At 39.7% G+C, this 21,623-nt stretch carries 20 protein-coding genes, 1 tRNA gene and 2 pseudogenes; 14 read left to right on the forward strand and 9 right to left on the reverse strand.

The window, feature by feature from the left end; genetic code table 11:
• Positions 1-247 precede the first annotated feature (247 nt).
• Positions 248-321, reverse strand: a tRNA-Arg gene (locus tag I2I13_RS23825).
• A 286-nt stretch (positions 322-607) separates the two neighbouring features.
• Between I2I13_RS23825 and I2I13_RS23830 the strand changes: the two genes are divergently transcribed.
• The 6 genes from I2I13_RS23830 (at position 608) to I2I13_RS23855 (ending at position 6,524) form a co-directional block, all read left to right on the forward strand.
• The gene (locus tag I2I13_RS23830; RefSeq protein WP_148366614.1) at positions 608-1,342 is read left to right on the forward strand and encodes a hypothetical protein; all 735 of its coding nucleotides are present in this window, start codon (positions 608-610) and stop codon (positions 1,340-1,342) included.
• 127 nt (positions 1,343-1,469) lie between these two features.
• On the forward strand, positions 1,470-2,477 hold the full coding sequence (locus I2I13_RS23835) for an aminodeoxychorismate synthase component I (RefSeq protein ID WP_148366615.1): 1,008 nt from the start codon (positions 1,470-1,472) through the stop codon (positions 2,475-2,477).
• Positions 2,461-3,057 (forward strand): aminotransferase class IV family protein, encoded by a 597-nt coding sequence (locus I2I13_RS23840; RefSeq protein ID WP_074558154.1) that lies wholly within the window; start codon positions 2,461-2,463, stop codon positions 3,055-3,057. The genes I2I13_RS23835 and I2I13_RS23840 overlap by 17 nt, the downstream gene beginning before the upstream one ends.
• A 277-nt stretch (positions 3,058-3,334) precedes the next feature.
• Complete coding sequence (locus I2I13_RS23845; protein ID WP_004295842.1) at positions 3,335-4,009, forward strand: DUF2461 domain-containing protein; 675 nt, start codon at positions 3,335-3,337, stop codon at positions 4,007-4,009.
• Between the two features lie 37 nt (positions 4,010-4,046).
• On the forward strand, positions 4,047-4,493 hold the full coding sequence (locus tag I2I13_RS23850; RefSeq protein WP_004295843.1) for a YhcH/YjgK/YiaL family protein: 447 nt from the start codon (positions 4,047-4,049) through the stop codon (positions 4,491-4,493).
• An 18-nt stretch (positions 4,494-4,511) separates the two neighbouring features.
• Complete coding sequence (locus I2I13_RS23855; protein WP_148366617.1) at positions 4,512-6,524, forward strand: alpha amylase C-terminal domain-containing protein; 2,013 nt, start codon at positions 4,512-4,514, stop codon at positions 6,522-6,524.
• 89 nt (positions 6,525-6,613) lie between these two features.
• Here I2I13_RS23855 and I2I13_RS23860 read toward each other — a convergent pair whose 3' ends face one another.
• The 7 genes and pseudogenes from I2I13_RS23860 to I2I13_RS23890 all read right to left on the reverse strand — a co-directional run bounded on the left by I2I13_RS23860 (position 6,614) and on the right by I2I13_RS23890 (position 13,882).
• The gene (locus I2I13_RS23860) at positions 6,614-7,102 is read right to left on the reverse strand and encodes a PepSY-like domain-containing protein (RefSeq protein ID WP_148366618.1); all 489 of its coding nucleotides are present in this window, start codon (positions 7,100-7,102) and stop codon (positions 6,614-6,616) included.
• A gap of 138 nt (positions 7,103-7,240) precedes the next feature.
• Positions 7,241-8,938 carry an alpha-amylase family protein gene (locus tag I2I13_RS23865; RefSeq protein WP_148366797.1) on the reverse strand — a complete coding sequence of 566 codons (1,698 nt, stop codon included), beginning with the start codon at positions 8,936-8,938 and terminating at the stop codon, positions 7,241-7,243.
• A gap of 53 nt (positions 8,939-8,991) precedes the next feature.
• Positions 8,992-9,798 carry a patatin-like phospholipase family protein gene (locus I2I13_RS23870; protein WP_148366619.1) on the reverse strand — a complete coding sequence of 269 codons (807 nt, stop codon included), beginning with the start codon at positions 9,796-9,798 and terminating at the stop codon, positions 8,992-8,994.
• Between the two features lie 167 nt (positions 9,799-9,965).
• A complete protein-coding gene (locus I2I13_RS23875; protein WP_195650714.1) occupies positions 9,966-11,510 on the reverse strand; it encodes a 4Fe-4S binding protein in 1,545 nt (514 codons plus the stop codon).
• Positions 11,511-11,517: 7 nt separating this feature from the next.
• Positions 11,518-12,453, reverse strand: coding sequence for a DUF362 domain-containing protein (locus I2I13_RS23880; RefSeq protein ID WP_148366621.1), 936 nt, complete (start codon positions 12,451-12,453; stop codon positions 11,518-11,520).
• Between the two features lie 14 nt (positions 12,454-12,467).
• Positions 12,468-12,979 (reverse strand): annotated as a pseudogene (locus tag I2I13_RS23885) (ECF transporter S component).
• A 192-nt stretch (positions 12,980-13,171) separates the two neighbouring features.
• Positions 13,172-13,882 (reverse strand): DUF169 domain-containing protein, encoded by a 711-nt coding sequence (locus I2I13_RS23890; protein ID WP_148366623.1) that lies wholly within the window; start codon positions 13,880-13,882, stop codon positions 13,172-13,174.
• Positions 13,883-14,015: 133 nt separating this feature from the next.
• On the opposite strand from I2I13_RS23890, the pseudogene I2I13_RS23895 reads away from it, so the two are divergent.
• The 8 genes and pseudogenes from I2I13_RS23895 (at position 14,016) to I2I13_RS23930 (ending at position 21,179) form a co-directional block, all read left to right on the forward strand.
• Positions 14,016-14,452, forward strand: a pseudogene (locus I2I13_RS23895) (DUF4846 domain-containing protein).
• Between the two features lie 128 nt (positions 14,453-14,580).
• Positions 14,581-16,083, forward strand: coding sequence for a glutamine synthetase family protein (locus I2I13_RS23900; RefSeq protein ID WP_148366624.1), 1,503 nt, complete (start codon positions 14,581-14,583; stop codon positions 16,081-16,083).
• A 276-nt stretch (positions 16,084-16,359) separates the two neighbouring features.
• Entirely contained in the window at positions 16,360-16,677 is a 318-nt protein-coding gene (locus I2I13_RS23905) for a hypothetical protein (RefSeq protein ID WP_148366625.1), read from the forward strand.
• Between the two features lie 249 nt (positions 16,678-16,926).
• Positions 16,927-17,823: a DUF6268 family outer membrane beta-barrel protein gene (locus I2I13_RS23910; protein WP_148366626.1), complete on the forward strand. Its 897-nt coding sequence runs from the start codon at positions 16,927-16,929 to the stop codon at positions 17,821-17,823.
• Between the two features lie 341 nt (positions 17,824-18,164).
• Positions 18,165-18,881, forward strand: coding sequence for a histidine kinase (locus tag I2I13_RS23915; RefSeq protein ID WP_229128712.1), 717 nt, complete (start codon positions 18,165-18,167; stop codon positions 18,879-18,881).
• Entirely contained in the window at positions 18,878-19,939 is a 1,062-nt protein-coding gene (locus I2I13_RS23920; protein ID WP_195650716.1) for a sensor histidine kinase, read from the forward strand. Before I2I13_RS23915 ends, I2I13_RS23920 begins: the two co-directional genes overlap by 4 nt.
• Entirely contained in the window at positions 19,936-20,658 is a 723-nt protein-coding gene (locus I2I13_RS23925) for a LytTR family DNA-binding domain-containing protein (protein WP_008777003.1), read from the forward strand. Before I2I13_RS23920 ends, I2I13_RS23925 begins: the two co-directional genes overlap by 4 nt.
• 275 nt (positions 20,659-20,933) lie before the next feature.
• Positions 20,934-21,179, forward strand: coding sequence for an RNA-binding protein (locus I2I13_RS23930; protein WP_004295865.1), 246 nt, complete (start codon positions 20,934-20,936; stop codon positions 21,177-21,179).
• A gap of 62 nt (positions 21,180-21,241) precedes the next feature.
• On the opposite strand, the gene I2I13_RS23935 is transcribed toward I2I13_RS23930, so the two are convergent.
• The gene (locus I2I13_RS23935) at positions 21,242-21,415 is read right to left on the reverse strand and encodes a hypothetical protein (protein WP_195650717.1); all 174 of its coding nucleotides are present in this window, start codon (positions 21,413-21,415) and stop codon (positions 21,242-21,244) included.
• Positions 21,416-21,623 lie beyond the last annotated feature (208 nt).

Consider the following 21,623-nt stretch of genomic DNA (forward strand, 5'->3'; position numbering starts at 1 on the left):
AGACAAAGTCATTGGAATAGAAAGAATAACAAATACTGTCAATAAATAGATGTAGAGTTTATTGAGCGTTTGCCCTGCCTATACAATGAATTAGTTCAAATCTGGTACGGAAATGAATGAAACACATTCCCAAACTTTTCAAACGGCCCCCGTTTTCGGGGTGACCCTCCAATTGTTTGCATGAAATTCGAGACTCTTTAGATAAAAAGAAAAGGATTGATAATTCTTGAATTATCAATCCTTTAAGTGATTCCGAAGCGATTCGAACGCTTGACCCACGCCTTAGAAGGGCGTTGCTCTATCCAGCTGAGCTACGGAACCAGCCTTATTTGCGGATGCAAAGGTAGTGCTTTTTATGAAAATTCAAAAACTTTCCGGCATTTTTTTATTTATATATTTCTTTGTGACTATGAATCAGTAGTTTATAATAGAGATGAATTTTGTTTATTTATATGGTTTGGGAGTATTAAATAGAAAAACGCCATTTTTACGAAGAATAACGAACGTTATATAGGTTTCAAAAAGCTCAAAAAAATAAAATAGGGTTGTGTTTTTCTATTATAACTTCTACTTTTGAACGATAAACAACTAAAAAACACATAAAGTTATGAAGAAATTGATTTTTTTATTTGCATTTTGTATTGTAGTGACTAATGTTTTTGCACAAACCGACCCAGAGCAATTGAAAAAAGAAGGAAATGATGCATTTAATGCTAAAAATTATCCTGTAGCGTATGCGAAATTCAGTGAATATTTGAAACAAACGAATAATCAAGATTCTGCAACCGCTTATTATTGTGGTATAGCTGCCGATGCTGTGAAGAAGTATCCGGAAGCTGTGAGTCTTTTTGATATAGCAATTCAAAAGAAGTTCAATATCGGAAATGCTTATGCTCGCAAAGCTTTGGCTTTAGATGCACAAAAGAAGACTGCTGAATATGTAGCTACATTGGAAGAAGGATTGAAAGTAGATCCTAAGAATACAACAATGGTAAAGAATTATAGCCTTCACTATTTGAAAGCAGGACTTGCTGCACAGAAAGCCGGAAAAGCAGAAGAAGCAGAAGACTGTTTTAAGAAAGTAATTCCTTTGGATCACAAGCAGTATAAAACAAATGCATTGTACAGTTTAGGAGTTCTGTGCTATAATGATGGCGCTAATATCCTGAAGAAAGCTGCTCCTTTGGCAAATTCTGATGCAGATAAATATGCTGCAGAAAAAGAAAAAGCTGATGGTAGATTTAAAGAAGCATTAGACTATCTGGAAGAAGCTGCTAAGATCTCTCCGGAAAATGAAAATGTGAAGAAGATGCTTCCTCAAGTAAAAGCTGTTATGAAGTAATTTTACCAATCTTATAAATGATAAAGGGTTGCCGATATGACACGTCGGACAACCCTTTTTTATTGCTATCTTTTTCTAATCTATACTTTTTGTGTACATTTGCTTTTTCTAAACGTAGAAGTATTTTATGCACTTATATAATAAGGAACAGGCTATCAAACGAATGAATCAGTTGGGACAACTCCATCGTCCTTTCATTTTCATTATAAATTATCTACAAGATGTGTCTTATATAGAGGAGGTTGCTGCTGTTGATTCTACTGAAGTTTTGTATAATCTGAATGGATTTACCAATCAGACCATATCAGATGAAGATAACATGGCTACTTACTCTGCAAAAGCAATGCCTTCACTACATTGGCAGCCTTTTGCAGAATCTTTCTTTTCCTATCAACGTTCGTTTAATATCGTGCGACAGAACATCCTGGCAGGAAATAGCTTCCTTACAAATTTGACGTGTCGCACTCCGGTAGAAACCAATCTCACTCTGAAAGATATTTATTTTCGCTCAAAAGCGATTTATAAGTTATGGGTTAAAGACCGTTTTACGGTTTTCTCTCCTGAAATATTTATTAGAATTCATCAGGGAAAAATTAGCTCATATCCGATGAAGGGAACCATTGATGCTTCAATTCCCTCCGCTGCTCAATTATTAATGAATGATCCGAAAGAGACTGCCGAACATGCTACCATTGTAGATCTGATTCGTAATGATTTAAGTATGGTTGCCAGCCGAGTGTCAGTTTCCCGGTATCGGTATATGGATAGGTTACAGACTAATCGGGGAGCCATTTTTCAGACGAGTTCTGAAATTCAGGGTATATTGCCCGAAAATTATCAGGAGCATTTGGGAGATATTATTTTCAGATTACTGCCAGCCGGTTCTATTACCGGTGCTCCAAAGAAAAAGACGATGCAGATTATCCAGGAAGCTGAAACCTACGACAGAGGATTTTATACAGGAGTTATGGGATATTCTGATGGCATTGATTTAGATAGTGCTGTTATGATACGTTTTGTAGAACAGGAAGGGGAAAAGATGTATTTTAAAAGTGGAGGTGGGATTACCTGCCAGAGTGATGTGGAAAGTGAGTATAATGAAATGAAACAGAAAGTATATGTACCCATTTATTGAGACTATCCGGATAGAGGATGGACAGATTTATAATCTTGATTATCACACAGAGCGCTTTAATAAAACCCGTGCAGCTTTTTGGAAAGACTGCACTCCGCTGGATTTACGGGAATTTATATCTCCGCCCACTTTAAATGGAATTCATAAATGCCGGATTGTATATGGAAAAGAAGTGGAAGAAGTTACGTATGCGCCTTATCAGATGCGACAGGTTTCTTCTTTGCATTTGGTTGTGTCTGATACCATTGATTATACTTATAAAAGTGCGCATCGGGAAGAACTGAATGCTTTGTACGCTCAAAGAGGAATGGCGGATGATGTTTTAATTGTGAGAAATGGCTATCTGACAGATACCTCTATAGCTAATGTTGCTCTCTATGACGGAGATACTTGGTTCACACCGGCTCATCCGTTACTCCGTGGGACGAAACGAAGCGAATTTCTGGACAGGCAGCTCATTGTTGAGAAAGACATTCCGCAAATATGTTTGAAAGACTATTCCCATATCATGTTATTCAACGCAATGATTGACTGGAAACGCATTATATTGCCTATAAATGAGAAACATTTAATTCTATAAACTATAATTAACTGAAATATACAGAGAACTGCTGAACAAATGTCTCCTTTGTACTGTTATATTTATGTGTTTTTCATAGTATTAGATATAAGATTAATTAAAGAGATTGTACTTCACTTGTGAAAGCTAAAGTACGTCAGAGACAGAAGAGTCTGTTTTTTTGATAAATGTGTTAGAGCATCGGTTTTACCAGGCCGATGCTTTTTTTATGTCCTTTTACCCCCTTTTGTAGTTTATATGAAATAAAATTTGTACGTTTGTAGAGTAATAATAGAAAATGATAAAGATGAACATACCCGTTATCTTTCAGTTTTTAAAAGATCTTTCCGCGAATAATAATCGTGAGTGGTTTAATGAGCATAAGGCAGAATATGAAACAGCCCGTGCCGAGTTCGACAACTTTTTGGCAACAGTGATCGCCCGTATTTCCTTGTTTGATGAAACTATCCGGGGGATTCAGCCCAAAGACTGTACTTATCGTATTTACCGGGATACCCGCTTCTCTGCGGATAAAACACCTTATAAAATACATTTCGGAGGTTATATCAATGCCAAAGGAAAGAAGTCCGATCATTGTGGATATTATGTACACTTGCAGCCGGATGGTTCTATGCTTGCCGGAGGAAGCCTGTGTCTGCCTACCAATATCCTGAAAGCAGTGCGACAATCTATCTATGATAATATCGAAGAGTTTGTTGCGATCGTAGAAGATCCGGAGTTTAAGAAATACTTTCCGGTGATAGGAGAGGATTTTCTGAAAACAGCTCCGAAAGGTTTTCCGAAAGATTTCAAGTACATTGATTATTTGAAATGTAAAGAATATGTTTGCTCTTATAATGTTCCCGATAACTTCTTCACCCGACCGGATATGTTGGAACAGATAGACAAAGTGTTCCGGCAATTCAAACGGTTTGCCGATTTTATAAATTATACAATTGATGATTTTGAATAAATAATGCCTAGAATATAAACTTTAAAATTTAACTTATATGGTAGTAGATACTTTAGAAAATCTGGAGAAATATGCGTCTTTAAACCCTCTGTTTGCACAAGCTATTGAATTCTTGAAGTCTCATGACCTCCAAGCCATGGAAGTTGGTAAGACAGAACTGAAAGGAAAAGATCTGTTGGTGAATATTGCACAAACCAAACCTAAAACAAAAGAGGAAGCCAAACTGGAAACTCATAACGAATTTATTGATATTCAAATCCCATTGTCGGGAACAGAAATAATGGGGTATACTGCTGCTAAAGACTGTGTTCCGGCAGATGCACCTTATAACGCAGAAAAAGATATTACTTTCTTCGAAGGATTAGCAGAAACATACGTTGCCGTGAAACCGGGAATGTTTGCTATCTTTTTCCCGCAAGACGGTCATGCTCCCGGTATCACTCCGGATGGTGTGAAGAAAGTAATTGTAAAAGTAAAAGCATAATCCTAATTCAATTCTGATATGGAAAAGACACTTAATCTCATAAAAAACGATCCCTGGCTGGAACCTTTTGCCGGTGCTATTACCGGGCGTCATCAGTATGTATTAGACAAAGAAGCTGAATTGACGAATAAGGGGAAACAAACCCTTTCAGATTTTGCATCGGGGTATCTTTATTTTGGATTGCATCGCACCGATAAGGGGTGGACTTTCCGTGAATGGGCCCCCAATGCTACTCATATTTATATGGTGGGTACATTTAATAACTGGGAGGAGAAAGCTGCTTATAAGCTGGAAAAACAAAAGAATGGCAATTGGGAAATCAATCTGCCGGCAGATGCCATTCATCATGGCGATCTCTACAAACTGAATGTATATTGGGAAGGCGGACAAGGCGAGCGTATTCCTGCATGGGCTACACGTGTGGTACAGGATGAACAGACCAAAATATTCAGTGCACAAGTCTGGGCTCCGGAGAACCCCTATAAATTCAAGAAGAAAACATTTAAGCCCGACACGAATCCGCTGTTGATTTATGAATGTCATATCGGAATGGCACAGCAGGAGGAAAAAGTGGGCACATATAACGAATTCCGCGAGAAAATACTTCCTCGTATTGCTGAAGAAGGATATAATTGTATCCAGATTATGGCTATTCAGGAACATCCATATTATGGAAGCTTCGGCTATCATGTATCCAGTTTCTTTGCTGCTTCTTCGCGTTTTGGTACCCCCGATGAATTAAAAGCACTGATTGATGCTGCTCATGAGATGGGGATTGCTGTGATTATGGACATCGTTCATTCACATGCAGTGAAGAATGAAGTAGAAGGATTAGGAAACTTTGCCGGTGATCCGAATCAGTATTTTTATCCGGGCGCTCGTCGCGAACATCCGGCTTGGGACTCTCTCTGCTTCGATTATGGCAAGAATGAAGTAATCCACTTCCTGTTGTCAAACTGCAAGTACTGGCTGGAAGAATATAAGTTTGACGGATTCCGTTTTGATGGAGTGACTTCTATGTTATATTACAGCCACGGATTGGGTGAAGCCTTCTGTAACTATGGAGATTATTTCAACGGTCATCAGGATGATAATGCGATTTGTTACCTGACACTGGCTAATGAAGTGATTCATCAGGTAAATCCGAAGGCGATAACCATTGCGGAAGAAGTTTCCGGTATGCCGGGACTGGCTGCCAAAGTGGAAGATGGCGGTTACGGCTTCGATTATCGTATGGCTATGAATATTCCGGACTACTGGATCAAGACAATCAAAGAAAAGATCGATGAAGACTGGAAACCTTCCAGCATGTTCTGGGAAGTAACCAACCGTCGCCAGGATGAAAAGACCATTTCGTATGCAGAAAGTCATGACCAGGCATTGGTAGGAGATAAGACGATTATCTTCCGCCTGATTGATGCCGATATGTACTGGCACATGCAGAAGGGAGACGAAAATTATGTTGTCAACCGTGGTATTGCTTTGCATAAAATGATTCGTTTGCTGACCTCTTCGACTATCAACGGAGGTTATCTGAACTTTATGGGAAATGAATTCGGGCATCCCGAATGGATTGATTTCCCGCGTGAAGGTAACGGATGGTCGTGCAAATATGCCCGCCGCCAATGGGATTTGGTGGACAACAAAAATCTGACCTATCACTATATGGGTGATTTTGATAAAGAAATGCTGAAAGTTATCAAGAGTGTGAAAGATTTCCAGGCAACACCAGTTCAGGAAATATGGCATAATGATGGCGATCAGGTATTGGCATACGAACGTAAGGACCTTATATTTGTCTTTAACTTTAATCCGAAGCAGTCGTTCACTGATTATGGATTCCTGGTAACTCCGGGAGCTTATGAAGTGATACTGAACACGGACGATGTTGCATTTGGAGGAAACGGTTTGGCAGACGACTCTGTCGTGCACTTCACTATTACCGATCCGTTGTACAAGAAGGAAAAGAAAGAGTGGTTGAAACTCTATATTCCTGCCCGTACCGCCGTAGTACTTAGAAAGAAAAAATAATTTTATCTTTAAATCAAGAAGCCCCCGCAGATATTCAATAATATTTGTGGGGGCTTTCTCATTTATTACCCTGTTCTATGATTCAGTTCCTAGTTTTCCAGAAAGGTACTTGGCCCGAGAATGTCATACATATCACTAACGTTGCGCGTTTTGAGCAATACCCCTTGTGGAGTATAGAATAACTGATATTTGATGTCAACATTATCTTGCCCTACCTTAATTACTATAATGGCCTGCCATTTGGGAAACTCCACCATTGTCACATTATCTACCACCCAATTTGCGTATGGCCCGGATACAAAGGCATTATAGACTGTTGGGGTGAGTCGGTCGAGACTGACAAGATCTGTCTGCGTCATCACCCATTGTCCCCGGACGTCAAACCACACATTTTTAGTAAATCCATTCATTGGAAAGTTGGCACAATAATATCCATCGTCTTGTGACCAGGCGACGCCATTTGCTTTGGGATACATTTTCTTGAAAGTTGACTGTACATTGCCGGGAGGGGTATCTCCAAAGGCAGATGTAGATAATAGTAGAAACAATGCGATTGCACAAATCATAAATTTCTTCATAAGCTTTGAGTTTAGAGGATTATTTATCTAACTAAACAGCCTTTGAGAATATTTGTTTGAGTGATGTGCATAAAATAATCCCCCGGTCATTCATAAGTGACCGAGGGATGAAGGGTATACAGGTCTTAGTCTTTTTACTTAAAAAGTAATCTTCAAAATCTTTCCGTTATAGCCTCCTACTGAAACATCCGTGGGTTTATAAGGTAATAGGCTGATTTCTTCTTTAGCACCCGTCATCAAATCAGTGGCCTGATATGATTCCATTTGAGGAATCTGTAAAAAGTCGAAAGCATGTGAAGGCACATTGATAGCAACATCTACCAGTTGACTGTCGAAATTAATAATGAAAAACAGAATCTCATTTTTATATTTTCGCATAAAAGTATATTGCTTATGCTCATTGAAACGCCATCCGTTTATATTGGCATACATTAAGTCAAAGAATACTCCCTTGCTGATTGCCTGCTCTTTGTTACAAATAGTCAGTACTTTTTGGTAGATAGAGTAGAGGTGCTTATGCTCTTCAGTAAGCATCTTCCCGTCAAATTTGCCTCCGTTGCGCCAGCGTCGTATGGTGTCTACGCTCCAATAATCGAATATGGTAGTCCGTCCGTCCCTTCCGCTGAATCCTTCACTATCCATGCCCAGTTCTCCAAACTCCTGACCGAAGTAGATCATCATAGGATTAGTGTTCATACAGGCGGAAACAATCAGTGCGGGAATTCCTTTACGCGGGTTGCCGGCAAAGAAATCAGAAGCGATGCGCTGTTCGTCGTGGTTCTCAAGAAAGTTGAGCATCTTTTTCTCTATTCCATTCAGGCTTTGCCAACAATGAGTGATAGCAGATGCAGATTCATATCCACAAGCTACATTACGTAATGTATCATACAGCCCTACCTTATCATACAGGTAATCAAACTTGCCGCGGAACAGATAGTTGCGGTATTCACCGGGATTGTAAACCTCTGCGATGAAAAGTATTTCAGGATAAGCCTCTTTTACTTGAGGAATAGCCCATTCCCAGAATTCAACAGGAACCATTTCGGCCATGTCGCAGCGGAAACCGTCAATGTCTTTTGATGCCCAGAAAAGAAGAATGTCCAGCATCTTTATCCAAGTATCCGGAGTCGGGGAGAAGTGGCAGGTACCGCCATTCTGGTAATCCACTCCATAGTTTAATTTCACTGTTTCATACCAGTCGGTGATATTGGGAGTAGCATCAAAACGGTTGTTACCGGTAGCTTTAGCCGGGAATTCCCGGTAAGGCTCTGCTGCACCGTCTTTCATATCGAACTGGGCATGAAGTTCCGCTTGCGGAATATAATAGAAATTATTATATGGGCTGAAAGATTGGCTGGAGTCATCATTAGCTCCCAATTCGGTCGTACCGTCCGGTTGTGCATCCGAATGATATTGGCGTGCTACGTGATTAGGTACAAAATCAATAATCACTTTCAGACCTGTGCGATGTGTGCGATGTACCAGATTCTCAAATTCCTTCATACGTCCTTGCACATCGTTAGCCAAGTCAGGATCTACATCATAATAATCCTTGATAGCATAGGGAGAACCCGCTTTTCCTTTTACAACGGCAGGATGATCCGGTCTGATGTTATAACGGCGATAATCCGTTTGAGTGGCATGCTCAATGATGCCTGTGTACCATATATGCGTAGTACCCAGTTTCTTGATTTCACCAAGTGCTTTGAGTGTGAAATCAGCCATTTTCCCACAGCCATTGGTAGCAATGTCTCCATTGTAGACACAGTGGTTATTATTATTTCCAAACAGGCGGGTGAATACTTGGTAGATAATTATTTTATTTTCGTCATTCATATAGAGTAGATTATTAATATTCGTATTCATTCTTATTTCTGATGGATAGGAGGTTATTTCCATATTTTCCCCTTTTCTTCCAACAGTTGATTAAGTATTTCGTTAGCCATATTATATCCTTGCTCGAAGATTTCTTCAGCTTTCTCCAGTTCTGTGTTACTGTATCCGTATAGGTTGTATGGTTCGATTAATAAATCGCATTTTTCTCTTTCGGGAAAGGTGTTGGCGCGGAACATGAAATGGAATGAGCGCATAGCAATGCTTACAATATTCATTTTGTAATCCTGTGCCATGATGGGACTTACGTTGACAGCTACCACCTTATCGCAAATCCTGCGCAGGGTAGAGACCGGAAGATTCATCATCAATCCTCCATCCACATAGTTAGTGCCTTCTATGTTGACCGGAGAAAACATGACAGGCATACAGCAGGAAGCTGCGACCCGTTCCGCTATGTTTCCCCGATGAAAGTGAACCATGCGACCGTGATCGAGGTCAGTTGCTGTGATAATCAGGGGAAGTTGTAGCTCTTCCAGTTTTTTTGCTTTTAAGTTAGTCCGGAGAAAATCAATAAATTCACAGAGGTCAAATAATCCCTTCTTGGGGATCACCAATTTGGTTAAATCCTGGAATTTATGTCCGGAGAAATAATCAAGTACTTTGTGTGGCTCGTTGCCGTCGGCATAAAAGACACCTGCAAGTGCTCCTGCACTTACTCCAGAGATGATTTCCGGTTTAATATCATGTTCCAGAAGAGCTTGCATGACTCCCAAATGGGCAAATCCTTTAATAAATCCTCCGCTTAGTGCATAGCCAATCTGATATTTCCGGCTATTCCAGTTATTTGTGAATACCTCCATGAATTGCTTTCTTTAGTTCGCCACGAATTTAGTGAATTTATTGAGAGTAGGAGGAATATAATGGATAGTTTTTTTTAAAATCCATACCATCTGTCTTATTCACATTTGAAATAAACCGGCATAGAACATAAAATACGGATGGAAACTCTGCTCCGGCACCATGCCGGTCAGAATCCGAAATCGTCTATCTCAACTTTGTGCTCTTCGCTTTCTTTAAATGGCTTTGCTTCTTTTTGTACAGGATTTCCTTCGATATAGATGGCGCGGAATGGACGGGCGGGGCAAACATATTCACATCCTCCACAACCTACACATATTTCTTGATTTACATGAGGAATTGTCAATCCGTCCTTATACGGCACCATCGCCACTGCTTGCGTGGGACAGTGTTCGGAGCAGGCTCCGCAACTGGTTCCATCAGTATAAACAATGCAATTTTCCTTGATGAAAACAACATATCCCATTTGTGTAAGATGTTTTTGCTCTACACTTATGGGAAGAATTGCTCCATTGGGACAGACATCTCCACAGACAGTACAGTCAAAGTTACAAAATCCTTTTTCAAAGCTAACAGTAGGTTGCATCATGCCTGCCAAGCCATATTCCATGAAAGCCGGTTTCAAGATATGAGAAGGGCATTTGCTGACACAAAGATGACAGGATGTACATTGCTGTTGGAAGTGTCCCCGACTGATAGACCCCGGAGGAGTGATCGGATTCTCCTTTTTGTATGCCTTCTTACCTTCCAGACTTGCTACAGATTCCTTGGCCTGGGAGATGAGTTTGGGGGTTGCTCCGGCAGTAACAAGACCGGCGACCAAAAAACGGCGTTTGGATGAATCCAAATCCGGTGATGATGGTGCAGGAGTTTCTACATCAGACTGTTTTTTGAAAGAAGGGGCGTAGACTAATGCTTTTTGTTTGCATGCTCCCAGACAGTTGAAACAATCTACACAACGGCTATAATCAATAGCGTGTTCTTTGCTATTGATGCAAGCTGCTTTGCATTTGGTGGCACAAAGCCCGCATCTATTACATTTGGCAGTATCAATACGGACTTTGAATAATGAAAATCGACTCAATAATCCCAATATTGTTCCTACGGGACAAATCGTATTGCACCATGTCCGTCCATGTTTCCATGCCATTACAAAGATGATTGCAAGAGTAATAATAGCGATGAGAAGGGAAGAAATGCTCAAGATGGAGGTGTCTACCTGATAAAATGTATAATTGTCAAATCTGGCAAAGAGTGATTCCAGCAGATTATTCCCCAGCATATAGATAGGTTTGAATATGTGCACTACTACACGTCCATACGCACTGTATGGATCGAGCAAACCAACAATAAATGTAAATCCGCATAGAAACCCGATCACTGTCAGTCCGAGCACACCCCAGCGCAATTTGTTTTTTGCAGGACTGTAACTATATCTTTTTTTCTTTTTTCCCGTTGCTTTGGAAATTCGTGCAATCACATCCTGCAAGATACCCATAGGGCAGATTGTAGAACAATATACACGCCCGAATAAAAGCGTTAACACAATGAGAAATAATAAGATACCTATACTTAGTGAAAGCAAAGCTGGAACAAATTGCAAATGTGCCAGCCGATGGAAACTGTTCGGTAATATTTCTGCGAAATCGAGAAAAAAGAAAGAAATCAGCACAAATAAAAGTGCTGATATTCCAATACGTAGCCTTCTTAACATGGTTGTTTTACATCTTAATTCGCTTGACATTCAATTTGTCAATGTTCATGGTTCCTATTTTCAATGCTTCCCCATTGGCGAGATGTCCTACTGTATCCAGTGGCATCTCACGTACTTGATTGAAGAACTTGGCAGCAGCCGTATCCACGGCTACAATATCCGGTGAGATAAACAATCCTTTTGCCAATACAACATCGGATGCAGAGCGTCCCCGGGGACCGTTTGTTTTCATGATCCGGTAGGCGTCTACTACGTTGAGTACAGCTTTCTTCTGTAATGTACAGATATCTGCGATGCATTGTTGCAAATCGTTCTGGTGGAAGAATCCGCGATCCCACACAATCCCCATGTGATTTTTCATGGAGATAGTCAGATTCGCACCTCCGTGATTCTTCAGAATAGGAACATTGATCCATACATCACAATCCAGAATCGCTTCGTGCACTTTGGCTTTCTTCATCTTTTTGCCTTTCGGCAGATCGATTGGTTTGTAATACGATTCCAGATGTGCAGGCATTACTTTGGCTCCGGCTTTTTTGGCAGCAGCTTCAATACCACTGTTTTTGTAGCATTTCTGCCAATCGTCACAAGTATGGTCGAACACGACCACTTCTTTAGCTCCGGCGGAAAAACATTGTCTGACGATTTCTTCAATCAGTTTCGGATTCGTATTTCCCGCCAGTTCCGGCACTTTGTCCCAACCGATATTAGGTTTTACAACCACTTTCTGTCCCGGTTTGACGAATTGCTTCATACCCCCCAGTTCGCTTATGGCACGGCGGAACATCTCTTCGGGTTCTCCACCCATAACGGCCACCAGATCAGGATTGCTTCCGTTTGCTTTATTGATTGTTTGAGTTAACACCTCCATAGCCTCTGAACGCTGTATAGTCAGGGCGGCTCCGGTGATAGCTACTGTTTTTAAAAAGTCCCTTCTGTCCATCTTTCTATATTAGTTTAGAGTTTTGCAATTGCTTTCAGGAGGGCGTATCCGCCGAACCATTGCAGTAACATTCCCGGAATACCGATACGGAAGTCCTGTACTGCTTCGTAGAAACTTCCGACGATGGCCCATTCAAATGCAGTGCCTATGACCTGATAAGTGAGTACGACACCAAGAATGGCCAGTAATGAAACCGATTTTATATAGTACGTGCTGCAAGAGCTGAAGCTCCGGCGAGTAAGGACGATTTGATTAATAGGATGGGAAGTACCGCCTCCGAGGGCATGGCAAACAATAAATGATTGATGACTGGTGAAAGGATAGCAGTCAATAATCCTACAAGAAAACCATATTTATAAGCCGCAATCAGCGTGAAAAAGTAAATAGGTAACAGAGTAGGACCACCATAAGGTATAAGATGGCATAATTGTGGAAGTGCAATGTTACCCGCTACGAACAGTAAGGCGAACAGGTAGGTTTTCACATTGCTGTGTTTCAGCGAATAGAGTTTGGCGGATGTTTCCATTTTCGTTGATACTTTAATGTTGAATAGAACGATAATATATTAATAATAAGACTTTTCTCCTGATAAAAGGTTTAATCTGATTGGTATATTATTTTAATCCCGTAGGAAAAGAATTCATTCCCCCCGTAGATAACCATAGTTTCCCCGTATGCAAACTGTTGCCTTATGGGAAACTTCCAAAGACAAGCAGGACTACCCATTCATCCTTTCCTTAATCTTTCCCCATGCATGCGTATCAAATAGACAGCTTTTCCGCATTGTCTCATACATCTCTTTAAATCTGGACATAGGTATGGTATAGCTTAGTTTGTCAGCTTCGAAATGAGGGCGAACCGATGGGTCGAAGAAACCGAGGAAAGTACGTTTGCCTCCTTTACGATTCTCTATCGTGGCTTGTGTCACTACGGCACTACAGCCGGAACCAAAGGTAGAAACGACGCAATCTTCTGCGTTATTATCGTAAAAAGCCCAAGTGGTTAATCCCGAAAGCATATCCGGATTTGCCAGAAATACAACTCCTTCCATCTCTTCAAGACTTTCTACCTTATCTATACGTGCAAAATGAAGATACTTTTTTTCTGTTCGGGGAACTCTGATTTGCTGTATAAAGTCAATGACCATTTCGGGAGTCTGTTTGTATTTCTCTTTGAGTGAAACGAAAGTCGGCACATGTTCCGGCATTTCGGTGAAACCAGTATAGAATTTACCGCCGCCACAGCCGATGTTTTCGGCATTCAGGCTGATAATACCACCATCTCTTGCCGTCTTCATACCTTTAAAGAAGCAACCGTTTATCTTTTCTGTCTCTCCTTTTTGCTCATCCGAGTACCAGAAAACAAGAGGCAATTCAGCTTTTTCTCCGAATGCCTCTTTGAAATTTTGAATAAAAGTTTGGATATCCATAAGCTTATCAATTTTAGTTCTGTTGCACGTCTTTCTACAAAGTTAGAATAAAAAAGGATAAGCGCAAGTGATTTATCTTCGTTTTCAATAATAATTACTTATATTTGTCCGGAATGAAATAAGAAGAACCGATATGAAATATTTGTTAATGTGTGCAGGCTTACTTTTCACAGTCTTTCAGTCATGGGGACAGGAGAGGCTTGCAGATAGAATCGCTCCTCCGTCAGGATATGTCAGAGAGACCTGCCCTGCTAATTCGTTTACAACTTATTTGCGCAATTTGCCAATGCTGCCTAAAGGCAGTAAAGTGTTACTCTACAATGGAAAAGAGAAAGCCAATCAGGCAGCTGCATTTGCAGTCGTAGATATGGAGATAGGCAACCGCGATTTGCAGCAGTGTGCCGATGCCTCCTGGCACAAAGCTATATGCCCGCCCAACAGATTCATATTCTGGTCAATCCAACCAGCCGCAACCTTTCTCCCTGGTATGAGCTGACGGAAACGGATACAGGGAAACTATACACTCCGGAATGGATTTTTGAGAAGAAAGACCTGAAGCGTTTTAAATAGGAGAATAGACGTAAATGCAACATAACAAAGAAATAATTAAATCTTTTCTTACTTAATGTTCTATCTTTTCATTATCTTTGGCATTCAACAAACCGTTTTAATCATACAACAACGAAAAACAACCGATTATGAATTATGATTTATCAATGAATGCTAACCAGTTGGTGGCATTCCTTCAAAAACCAACTTCAGAGTTTACAAAAGCTGACATTATCTCATTTATCCAGCAAAAAGATATCCGCATGGTTAATTTTATGTATCCGGCGGGAGACGGGCGTTTGAAAACTCTGAACTTTGTCATCAACAATCAAGCTTATTTGGAAGCTATTCTCACATGTGGAGAACGGGTAGACGGTTCCAGCCTTTTCTCATTTATAGAAGCGGGCAGTAGTGACCTTTATGTGATTCCCCGTTTTTGCACTGCATTCGTTGATCCGTTTGCCGAGATTCCGACGCTGTCCATGCTTTGCTCTTTCTTCAATAAAGACGGCGAACCACTTGAAAGTGCACCAGAACATACTCTTTACAAAGCAAGCAAGACTTTTACAGAAGTTACCGGAATGGAATTTCAGGCAATGGGCGAATTGGAATATTATGTAATAGCCCCGGACACCGGTATGTTTCAGGCAACCGACCAACGTGGTTATCATGAATCGGGTCCTTATGCTAAATTCAATGAATTCCGTACTCAATGTATGTCTTACATCGCACAGACAGGCGGACAAATAAAGTATGGACACTCTGAAGTAGGTAATTTCACGCTGGATGGTTATATCTATGAGCAGAATGAAATAGAATTCCTGCCGGTCCCTGTATCGCAGGCAGCAGATCAATTAATGATTGCCAAATGGGTGATTCGTAACCTGGGATTTAGATATGGATACAATGTAACCTTTGCTCCAAAAATTACGGCAGGTAAAGCCGGTTCGGGCTTGCATGTCCACATGCGTATCATGAAAGATGGAAAGAACCAGATGCTGAAAGACGGTGTTTTGTCGGATACAGCACGCAAGGCAATTGCCGGAATGATGGTACTTGCTCCGTCAATTACTGCTTTCGGAAATACCAATCCTACTTCTTACTTCCGTCTCGTTCCTCATCAGGAAGCACCTACCAATGTTTGTTGGGGAGACCGCAACCGCTCTGTATTAGTGCGCGTACCTCTGGGATGGGCTGCAAAAACAGATATGTGTACATTGGCAAACCCATTGGAAGCTGAAAGTCATTTTGATACCAGTCAGAAGCAGACGGTAGAAATGCGCTCTCCGGATGGTTCGGCAGATTTATATCAATTATTGGCTGGTTTGGCTGTTGCCTGCCGTCATGGTTTTGAGATTGAAAATGCGCTGGATATTGCTGAAAAAACTTATGTAAATGTGAATATCCATCAGAAAGAGAATGAAGATAAACTGAAATCACTGGCGCAACTGCCGGATAGCTGTGAAGCTTCTGCCGATTGCTTGCAACAACAACGGGCAATCTTTGAGCAATATAACGTGTTTAGTCCGGCAATGATTGACGGTATCATCCGCAGACTTCGCAGTTACGAAGATAAAACGTTGCGTGCGGATCTGGAAGGAAAGCCGATGGAAATGCTGGATTTAGTAAATAAGTATTTCCATTGTGGATGATTGAAAGACGATGGTGTGTCGGCGAAATGTGCAGGGGGTTCAGAATATAATTTTGATTGCCAGTGGTAAATCGGCATATTTTCCCCAATTATTGCCGTCACTTTCTACACAATTCCACACTAGTTCTACAATATAATAAATGAGTGTATCTTGTATTTGATTGATTACTAATGATGTATGCTCATTCTGGAACTTTGGTACCTCTTTTGCTACCTATTAAGTGTAAGAAACAAGTTAATAATGATTTAGTAGTTCACACTTAAAAAAATTACGATTATGAAAAAGGTATTAGTAGCAGTAGCATTGGTGATGGGATTGGGTAGCTCTGTAGCATTTGCACAGGAAGTTAGTAACGCTACAACTGTAGAAACTAACGTACAGGCTCCACAGGATGAGTTTACAAAGATTGATGTTAAAGAACTGCCGGAGGCAGTAGTACAGGCGATCGCTAAAAATTATGAAGGTGCTGCCATTACGGAAGCTTATGTCGCTGAAAAAGAAAGCGGTAAGATTTATAAGGTAGTCCTTACTACGGAAGATGTTCAGGTACTGACAGTGCTGATGAACGAAAAAGGTGAAGAAGTAAAAGAATAAAATAAAACTTCGAATGTAGTAATACTCATAAAGAAATCCTGGTTCGTGATGAATCAGGATTTCTGTTTTTATCTGCCAACTTCCCATCCAGTCCGATAAAGTCGTTAAAGGATGATTGGGTTGCATTCATGATTGATTGTCTTTTATCAATAGTTTTGTATACAGAATGCAGGGTTTCGTCTACAATTTCCCGGCGGTGATTAGTTTAGCTCTATTTTTGTTGCATTCAAACCTAAAAGTAGACAAAAGATGAAGTGTATTTTATTAAGTGCGGTTGTTTTGATTTTATTGTTGCCGGAAGATGCGTATGCGCAAGTGACGGTCAGAACGGGATATATCTCTTCTTCACGATATAAGAATGAAGAGAATCAGGAAACAGACGGTAAAGGCGATATGCGGTTTGTTGAAGGAAACGTCAACATTCCGGTTTCACAGAAAATGAATGAAAGGAGCCAGCCTACTTCTTGGATGCTTTCAGCGGGAGGAAGTTATACAGCTATGAACAATAAGAACCTTCAATCTTATATAGATATAGATCAGATTATAAATTTGCAATTGAGCGTCATTCATATTCGTCCCATCAGCAAGAAATGGTTATTGTTAATGACAGTTGGCGCAGGAGTCTATACGGCTTCTGATGTAAGACTGAAGAATGTTCTGGGACAGGGGGGAGTTATTTTTATCCGGCAGTTCAAGCCTAATTTATCTCTTGGAGCCGGATTGGCTGTAAATAACACATTCGGTTATCCGATGGTATTTCCGGCTATTTATTTTGATTGGACTACTGAAGGACGCTATCAAATAAAAGTATCTATGTTGAATGCCATGGAAGTGTCGGTCGGAATGAGAATGAATAAATTTCTGAATCTAAGATTGTTGGCGGAAATGAACGGTTCACTGGCCTTGTTGGAGAAGGAGGGGAAAGATACTATGTTTTCCCAGCAATTCATTATTGCAGGTTTACAGCCGGAGTTAAGCATCGGGAACTCTTTTTCTGTTACTGCTACTGCCGGTGTATCGTGCAGCAGAATAGCTTATTACACTACCCGCACTTTAAAAGCCTTTTTCGCAGATATGTCCAGAGAGACTGACCCTTATTTTAAACCGGCAATGTATGTTTCGGTGGGAATGAAGTATAAGTTCTAAAAAAATGGTAACTTTATCGCCTGATGTCAGTTAAGATACTATTATATACGTTACTGAAGCAAATAGGGATATTTCTTGTAGTCTCCTTTTTAGTGTTCAGAGGCACTTTTGTCGAAAGCGATAGTTTAGGGCTAAATCTTTCTACGGGAGTTAGTCTTTTACTTTCTGTCATCTTATGGGGAATCATAAATCTGCATACTTACTGGTTAATTCCCGGTTATCTGTTTCAGCGTAGATATAAAAAGTATATCATATATTTGAGTTGCCTTGTTGGATTTATGCTGACCGCCATGGTTGGTGCTATTTGTTTTCTAGGGCAATATTATGTTATACCCGAACAGATGCAAAGACTAAACAGTGATCTCCCTTTCTTTCTGTTGATAAATGCATTGGCGCTGATACTCTATTTTCTGGCTTTTTCTTTTACTATTTTTCTGCATCGCTGGGTGACCTATCAACAACGATTAAACGAATTGGAGAATATTAGCATACAGACTGATCTAAATCATTTGAAAGATCAACTTCAACCGGAGTTTTTTTCGAGAATATTGAATAAGGTGCGAACCTTGTTGGAGGAAGATGGAGAAAAGGCATCATTGCTTATCTTTAAATTAAGCCGGTTGCTTCGATACCAACTTTATGAAAGTGAACGGCAACAGGTATTGTTGGGAGATGATATCGATTTTATGACTGATTATATGAAGTTGGAGAAATTATGCAATCCGGAGTTTAATTTTGAAGTCAACATCCTGAATGAAGTGCGATATATACAAGTTCCTCCTTTATTGTTTATGCCTGTGATAGAATATGTGATTCGGACAACGGTATGTGGAGAGAATGGAAAGGGAGAAAATATAAGGATCGATTTTCAAATGGAAGAGAATCAGCTTCGATTCATTTGTACATACTGTCTGCGAAAAAAGGAAAGTCTGCAAATAGTACCTGCTTTTGACAAGTTACGGCAACGATTGGACTTGCTATATCCGGGAGGTTATCAATTAAAAAGTGGCTATAATGATGGAATGTTGTGTACCATTAGTTTAATGTTGGAATTATGAAAGATACCTGGAATGTATACGATTGGGGGAAGAATCTGGTAAATGACCGTTTCAGGCTTATCAGTAATTTACTATTGCTATTTATTATACTCTTTTTGGGCTTTCAGAATGTATATGGAGATTTTACTGGAGAAGGTTTCCGATATGCATATCCGGTTAGTATATTGGTTTTTGCGTTTCCTATCTATCTGAATATATATTGGTTAGTGCCCCGTTTCCTGTATAAGGCCAAGCGCAAGTTATGGTGTTATTGGATTTCGTTTTTCGGAGTCAATTTAGTGAGTGTATTATTAGGATTTATATTTCTGTCTCCATTATATCAACGGTACGGTATTCGTGGGTTTTGTATACAGGATAACCATGCTGTTTCTTTTGATAGTATTGCTTATGGAGTATTAGTACTACTATTAAGTGCAGGTGGCTGTACGAGCTTTGAACTATTCCGCCGCTGGGTTGTCTCCGATAAAAAGATTCTTGAATTGGAGAAGGCAACTAAGCAGGCAGAATTGCAACAATTAAAGAAACAGATCAATCCGCATTTTCTTTTTAATATGCTGAATAATGCCAATATTTTGGTAAAGGATGCTCCGGATGAGGCTTCACAGATATTGGAGAAACTGGACAATCTACTTCGTTACCAGTTGAATGACAGTACAAGAAGAGAAGTCTTTCTTACTGCAGATATACAGTTTCTCACCAGTTTTCTTGAATTGGAGAAGGTGAGAAGGGATCATTTTGAATATACTATTTTTCAAGAGGGAAATATGGAAAATATCTGTATTCCTCCGTTGTTGTTTATCCCTTTTGTAGAGAATGCAGTGAAACATAATTTGGATAGCGACAATTTATCTTATATTCACCTGTATTTTTCTGTGCATAATAAACAGTTGACGTTTCGTTGCGAGAATTCTAAGCCCCGTGTTCCTGTTAAGCGGGAAGGGGGAATAGGGTTGGCCAATGTGAAACGCAGACTGGATTTACTTTATGAATCACGGTACGCGTTACAGATAGAAGATAAAGAAACAACTTATAATGTCAACTTACATCTAAACTTATGAATTGTATTATTGTTGATGACGAGCCGGTAGCTCGCAAAGGTATGAAGTCATTGGTGGAACAGATTCCACAACTGACATTGGTGGGTAGCTTTAATAACGCTATCGCAGCGTCTGCTTATATAAATGAATATACGGTTGATCTGATTTTCCTTGATATTCAGATGCCGGGAATTACCGGAATAGAGTTTGCGCAAAGTATTCCCGTGAATACATTGATTGTCTTTACAACGGCGTATGCGGAATATGCACTCGATAGTTACGAAGTAAGTGCCATTGATTATCTGGTGAAGCCTATTGAAATGAACCGTTTTCTGAAAGCAGTCAATAAGGCAATAGCATATCATAAACTGTTATTGTCGGAAACAGCCGAAAGAGTGGAGGAGATACAGGAAGAATATATTTTCATCAAATCGGAACGACGCTATATCAAGATAAACTTCAGTGATATTCTTTTTATTGAAGGACTAAAGGATTATTCCATTCTCCAATTGGAAGATCAGCGGGTGATAACTAAGATGAATCTGAAAAATATTCATGAGCAACTGCCCGCTAAACAGTTTCTCCGGATAAACAAGTCCTATATTGTCAATACCTCACGGATTGACTCTTTTGATACCAATGATATTTTTATTAAGTCTTATGAGATAGGAATAGGAGGTGGAAACTATAAGAAAACGTTTTTTGAGGAATTTGTAGCGAAGAATCTACAGAAAGACTAATCCGGTAGTTTATATGGAATGGCTTGATATAAAAGAATAAGAACGTTAAGTATTGGCCTATTTTCATAAAAAAGATGTTTTACAAGAAGAAAAAGGAGAGAATATAGTGCAATATCCCCAAATAATGCTTTTCTTTGTACCAACAACAATAAAGAGGTTTATTACGATTTGATTTTTTTACGTGAATCTTCTCATTTATTTGAGCATATCCATCTCTAATTAAGATCTTCCTAAAACTTTCTTATTGAATTATTAATTTTTTATATTTGTATTTTATGAATTTGTACATTGGAAATCTTAGCTATAATGTTAAGGAATCAGATTTGAGACATGTAATGGAAGAGTATGGAACAGTTGCTTCAGTAAAGTTAATCACAGATCGTGAAACTAGAAGATCAAAAGGTTTTGCGTTTATCGAAATGCCGGATGATGCAGAAGCTGCTAAAGCTATCGAACAATTGAACGGTGCAGAATATGTAGGTCGTTCAATGGTAGTAAAAGAAGCATTGCCAAAGAATTAATACTGAATACATATACAGTAATAGAGAAAGGCGCACTAGGAAACTAGCGCGCCTTTCTTCTGTTAATCCTCATTGTTATCTTCTTCATCATCCACCATATTATTGAGTTCCAATTCCAGGTCTACCAGCTCTTGTTCCCATAATTTCAGGATATCCTTCGGTGTATCTTTTGTAGCTTTCTTTATTCTTTCTTGAGCAACAGATACTTCATGCTCTAACTGTCTACGTCTGCTCATATTTCTATTGTTTTGATTATGAAATGATAACAACTCGTGTGTAGAATAGTTCGATAGGATAAAATTAAAAGTAATGGGATGAACTATTCACAAATAAAGGATGTTTTGTAATCTGAAACTTTAAAAAACATGTAAGCACTCATTGTACGGCTATAATACCCACAAAGGTATTGTAGCCCACATTGAGTTGTATTTTTGATTAATAATT

Origin of the sequence: Bacteroides sp. D55t1_190419_B8 (assembly GCF_015558905.1) — a bacterium.
In the GTDB taxonomy this organism is placed as follows: Bacteria; Bacteroidota; Bacteroidia; order Bacteroidales; family Bacteroidaceae; genus Bacteroides; species Bacteroides vicugnae.

Bases quoted from the DNA above. Each gene is read 5' to 3' on its own strand.
- I2I13_RS23860 (WP_148366618.1), bottom strand. From the start codon at position 7,102: ATGAAGAAATTTATGATTTGTGCAATCGCATTGTTTCTACTATTATCT.
- I2I13_RS23890 (WP_148366623.1), bottom strand. From the start codon at position 13,882: ATGGATATCCAAACTTTTATTCAAAATTTCAAAGAGGCATTCGGAGAA.
- I2I13_RS23840 (WP_074558154.1), top strand. From the start codon at position 2,461: ATGTACCCATTTATTGAGACTATCCGGATAGAGGATGGACAGATTTAT.
- I2I13_RS23845 (WP_004295842.1), top strand. From the start codon at position 3,335: ATGATAAAGATGAACATACCCGTTATCTTTCAGTTTTTAAAAGATCTT.
- I2I13_RS23915 (WP_229128712.1), top strand. From the start codon at position 18,165: ATGCAAAGACTAAACAGTGATCTCCCTTTCTTTCTGTTGATAAATGCA.
- I2I13_RS23925 (WP_008777003.1), top strand. From the start codon at position 19,936: ATGAATTGTATTATTGTTGATGACGAGCCGGTAGCTCGCAAAGGTATG.
- I2I13_RS23830 (WP_148366614.1), top strand. From the start codon at position 608: ATGAAGAAATTGATTTTTTTATTTGCATTTTGTATTGTAGTGACTAAT.
- I2I13_RS23930 (WP_004295865.1), top strand. From the start codon at position 20,934: ATGAATTTGTACATTGGAAATCTTAGCTATAATGTTAAGGAATCAGAT.
- I2I13_RS23855 (WP_148366617.1), top strand. From the start codon at position 4,512: ATGGAAAAGACACTTAATCTCATAAAAAACGATCCCTGGCTGGAACCT.
- I2I13_RS23835 (WP_148366615.1), top strand. From the start codon at position 1,470: ATGCACTTATATAATAAGGAACAGGCTATCAAACGAATGAATCAGTTG.
- I2I13_RS23920 (WP_195650716.1), top strand. From the start codon at position 18,878: ATGAAAGATACCTGGAATGTATACGATTGGGGGAAGAATCTGGTAAAT.
- I2I13_RS23910 (WP_148366626.1), top strand. From the start codon at position 16,927: ATGAAGTGTATTTTATTAAGTGCGGTTGTTTTGATTTTATTGTTGCCG.
- I2I13_RS23905 (WP_148366625.1), top strand. From the start codon at position 16,360: ATGAAAAAGGTATTAGTAGCAGTAGCATTGGTGATGGGATTGGGTAGC.
- I2I13_RS23900 (WP_148366624.1), top strand. From the start codon at position 14,581: ATGAATTATGATTTATCAATGAATGCTAACCAGTTGGTGGCATTCCTT.
- I2I13_RS23875 (WP_195650714.1), bottom strand. From the start codon at position 11,510: ATGTTAAGAAGGCTACGTATTGGAATATCAGCACTTTTATTTGTGCTG.
- I2I13_RS23880 (WP_148366621.1), bottom strand. From the start codon at position 12,453: ATGGACAGAAGGGACTTTTTAAAAACAGTAGCTATCACCGGAGCCGCC.
- I2I13_RS23935 (WP_195650717.1), bottom strand. From the start codon at position 21,415: ATGAGCAGACGTAGACAGTTAGAGCATGAAGTATCTGTTGCTCAAGAA.
- I2I13_RS23865 (WP_148366797.1), bottom strand. From the start codon at position 8,938: ATGAATGACGAAAATAAAATAATTATCTACCAAGTATTCACCCGCCTG.
- I2I13_RS23850 (WP_004295843.1), top strand. From the start codon at position 4,047: ATGGTAGTAGATACTTTAGAAAATCTGGAGAAATATGCGTCTTTAAAC.
- I2I13_RS23870 (WP_148366619.1), bottom strand. From the start codon at position 9,798: ATGGAGGTATTCACAAATAACTGGAATAGCCGGAAATATCAGATTGGC.